The organism is Anaerovibrio sp., assembly GCF_024697385.1.
Lineage (GTDB): Bacteria > Bacillota > Negativicutes > Selenomonadales > Selenomonadaceae > Anaerovibrio.
This window is the reverse complement of the sequence record NZ_JAILFV010000165.1, coordinates 1-3,845: the sequence shown is the minus strand read 5'-3', so window position 1 is coordinate 3,845 and position 3,845 is coordinate 1. Positions and strand designations below refer to the sequence as shown.

At 46.0% G+C, this 3,845-nt stretch carries 3 protein-coding genes and 1 pseudogene; all 4 read left to right on the top strand.

What is annotated here, in order from left to right; all coding sequences use genetic code 11:
* Positions 1-271: pseudogene (locus K6C05_RS08770) on the top strand (LTA synthase family protein); the annotation flags it as partial.
* A gap of 215 nt (positions 272-486) precedes the next feature.
* Positions 487-1,458: a polyprenyl synthetase family protein gene (locus tag K6C05_RS08765; RefSeq protein ID WP_296733744.1), complete on the top strand. Its 972-nt coding sequence runs from the start codon at positions 487-489 to the stop codon at positions 1,456-1,458.
* Positions 1,459-1,485: 27 nt separating this feature from the next.
* Entirely contained in the window at positions 1,486-1,737 is a 252-nt protein-coding gene (gene tatA, locus K6C05_RS08760) for a twin-arginine translocase TatA/TatE family subunit (RefSeq protein ID WP_296733742.1), read from the top strand.
* A 217-nt stretch (positions 1,738-1,954) separates the two neighbouring features.
* Positions 1,955-3,400 (top strand): sugar transferase, encoded by a 1,446-nt coding sequence (locus tag K6C05_RS08755; RefSeq protein WP_296733739.1) that lies wholly within the window; start codon positions 1,955-1,957, stop codon positions 3,398-3,400.
* Positions 3,401-3,845: the final 445 nt, after the last annotated feature.

Sequence of the window (3,845 nt, the reverse complement as noted above, 5' to 3'; positions counted from 1 at the left end):
GCCTACCATTATGGAACTCATCGCTCCTAAGGGCTTTGAATATTACAGCATCAAGCCGTCGCTGCTGGAGCCGATTGATCATATAGTGACACCATACAGCTGGATGACCAGGGAGATTATCGGTGATTATAAGGACCGGTTGCGTGAACAGCTGGCAGAATCTGCAGAGCCTGTAAGAACAGAAACAGGTGTTGAGGAATATGCAGAGGAACGCAGTGCCCTGCAGGATATTACCGGCTGGCTCTTCCGCCACCCGGAACTGATACAGTAAATGCTGCCGGGGGAAATAAAACTACAGTCAAGGCTGTGCCTTCCCCTCTGGGGAAGGTGCCGAGCAACGCGAGGCGGATGAGGTTTTTGCTAGAGCAGTATCTAGATGAGGTTTTTTCTTTTCCATATACCTCTAGAAACCCAAAGATTAATTGAAAAACCTTCCAATATATTGTAAAATTATAAAGGTCTATATTATTTTTGTGAGGGATAGAATTGGCTAACAAGTTTTTTGATATTATACAATCAGATTTGTCCAAGCTGGAGGACGCATTGGAGGAAGCCGTTGCTTCTCCTGTGGAGACGATTACTGATATCGGTATACACCTGATTCATGCCGGAGGCAAGCGCCTTCGCCCGGCAATGTTTTTCCTGGCTGCTCACTGCAGCAAGGACTTTAAGCTGGAACGGGCAATGCCATTGGCAGTGGCCCTTGAGCTGATACACATGGCTTCATTGGTACATGATGATGTACTGGACAGTGCCATGACCAGACGGGGGGAAGCAACCGCCAATGCAAAATGGGGCAATCAGCTGGCAATATTAGCCGGGGATTACCTTTTCGCCAAGGCTTTTGCCCTGGTAGCCGAGCATGGCTACAGCGACAGGGTACAGCTGCAGCTTTCACGGCTGCTCACAGACCTGAGTGCCGGAGAGCTCATCCAGAACAAGGAGATTTACAAGGCATCCTGTGATATTGATGAGTATTACGAGCGCATTGCCATGAAAACCGCTAATTTCCTGGCCATCAGCTGCCAGCTGGGTGGGGATGTGGCAAACCTTTCAGAGGAAGAAATACAGGCCTTATATGATTATGGGTATTCTGTAGGCATGGCCTTCCAGCTGACAGATGACCTGCTGGATATCACCGGGGATGAGGACACCATCGGCAAGCCAGCCGGCAATGATATACTCCAGGGCATAGTGACATTACCTACCATTAAGGCACTGAAGTCAAGTCCTGACAAGGATAAGCTCCTGTCGATTGTCACTGACAGCAACATGACCAGAGATATGCTTCATGAGGCTGTGGAGATCGTCAGGGCATCTGATGGCATTGAATACACCCAGCAGAAGGTGGATGAGTTCCTGGAGCAGGCCAAGACAGTATTGCCTGAAAGTATTCCAGAAGATATAAGGACTGCATATTCCATGGGAGCTGATTTTATCAGCGACCGGAAATTCTGATATGTGTGATGGTTTGGAGGCAGGGTTATGTTTGGTATTGGTGTACCTGAACTTATAATAATTTTAATTATAGGTCTTATAGTATTCGGCCCCGGCAAGCTGCCAGAAATTGGGCGCGGTTTGGGCAAGACCATCAGGGAATTTCGCAAGGTATCCAGCGGAATAATGGAAGAGGAGCCTGTACCCGAAAAAAAGGAATTGGCACAGTCAGCCACAGTCTCTGATGCTTCAGGGAAAACTGAGGCTGTTTCTGATGGTAAGGAAGATAAAATTAGTTAATTTTTGGGAGCTAAGCACAGGCGAAGCTCCCATTTGTCTTCTCTTTTAGTATGTTGACAGGTATGTGTATATATTTTACAATACAGGTTATACAGTATTAGCTAAATGATATTGCATTAAGTCTTAGTATTTTAAAGGGTTAGGACTGAAATTATTTTATTTTATAGGATTTGCTTATGTAGGAATTTTTAGTAAAATGAGTAGGGAGGATGGCAATTTGCATTCTTCAGATAATATCAGTGCAACGACAATCAGACATTTTTCAAATATTCTGGTGTTTATTGTGCTGGATTATATAGCCGTGGTTTTGGCTCAATATATTTCCCGTATCATTTGTGGTTTTTTGGGAAAGGATTTAGTCACTTCCATGGTGTTTTCAAGTGAATATCAATATATCTTTATACCGGCTATTATTTTGCTGTGTATTGCACTGAAGGAGGGCTATCTTTTTAACAGGCCTTCACTGGATATGGGCAGGGATATATTCAAGGGCCTTGTTTTTGGCATTATCATGTGCGGCATTATCTTATTTGCCATGCGTGAATTGACGGCTATATCCAGGACATATACAGGGGTGCTTTCGGTAATGATTGTGCTTTCGGTGGCTGTCATCCGCTATGGAGCCAGCAAAATCATTGATGCCAATGGATGGTTCAGGGAGGATATACTGCTGATTGGAGCAGGCAAGACTGCCGAAAGAATAACCAAGTATTTAAAGAGTGATATCTGCTATCGGTACAATATAATCGGCCTGATAGATGATCATCCCTTATCCAAGGAGCTGGTGGAGGACTATCCATTGCTGGGCAAGCTGGACCAGTCGGTGGATATCATACAGGATCACGATGTGAACACCGTTGTGGTAGCTATTCCGGGGATGGAGACGGACAGGATGAATGACCTTTTGGCCACAATCCGTCCCTATGTAAAAAACATCTTTTTCGTTCCTGACCTTGTGGGGACTCCTATGGGAAGGGTCCATATCCAGACCTTTTTCAGTCAGCAGGTGGCCATTATCAAGAGCTATAACGATATGTCCAGAATGTGGAACAAGTTCGTGAAGCGTACCTTTGACCTGGCTATGGTGCTATTGTTTATGCCTATTATAGTGCCTGTTTTGGCTATATTGGCCCTGATTATAAAGCTGGATTCACCGGGTCCGGCGTTTTTCAATGCAGAGCGCATGGGACAGAACGGCAAAAACTTTATTTGCTACAAGTTCCGCAGCATGTATGTTGATGGTGATGCGAGACTGGAGCAGTACCTGGAGGAAAATCCCCAGGCTGATAAGGAATGGCGAAAGTATGCCAAGCTGCGTTACTATGATCCAAGAGTCACCAAATGTGGCCGCTGGATGCGCCGGTTTAGCCTAGATGAGCTGCCTCAGCTGATCAATGTCTTTATAGGCAATATGAGTCTGGTGGGGCCAAGGCCTTATCTGCCAAGGGAAAAAGAGCAGATAGGCGAGAGCCTGGACACCATAGTACTGTGTAAGCCTGGTATTACAGGCTTCTGGCAGATAAATGGCCGCAGTGATGTGTCCTTTGAAGGCAGGGTAGCCATGGATGTATGGTATGTAAACAACTGGTCCCTGGCAAGGGATTTTATGTTTTTATTAAAAACCTTTAAGGTCATTTTCAGCAAAGACAGCGGCGCTTATTAGGCTGTGCCTCCCCCCTCGTATTGTGCCTTTCCCTCGTATTGTGCCTGCCCCTCTGGGGAAGGTGCCGAGCAACGCGAGGCGGATGAGGTAAAAACTGTTCTGGCCACACGCCAGTCAAGGCTGTGCCTTCCACTCTGGGGAAGGGGGACCGCTTGCGACGCGAAGATAGTCCTTTAGGGCGGTGGATGAGGTTTTCAGTGTCCTGATTGCGGCAGATGACATTAGGAGCGCAGCTCCGTCATTACATTTACTCAGATAAGCTTTTATACACATTTATATCTATACAAATCTACAAAACAAGGAGAGAATCATGAAACGATTATCAGCTATATTAGCAACATGCATGCTGGGCGTATCATTAGCCACAGTGAACCCAACCGTAGCTTCCTGCGAGCCAGTACCCCAGTCAAATGTCATTGAGTCTACCGACAACAGCATTTTTAAG

Bases quoted from the DNA above. Each gene is read 5' to 3' on its own strand.
- tatA (WP_296733742.1), top strand. From the start codon at position 1,486: ATGTTTGGTATTGGTGTACCTGAACTTATAATAATTTTAATTATAGGT.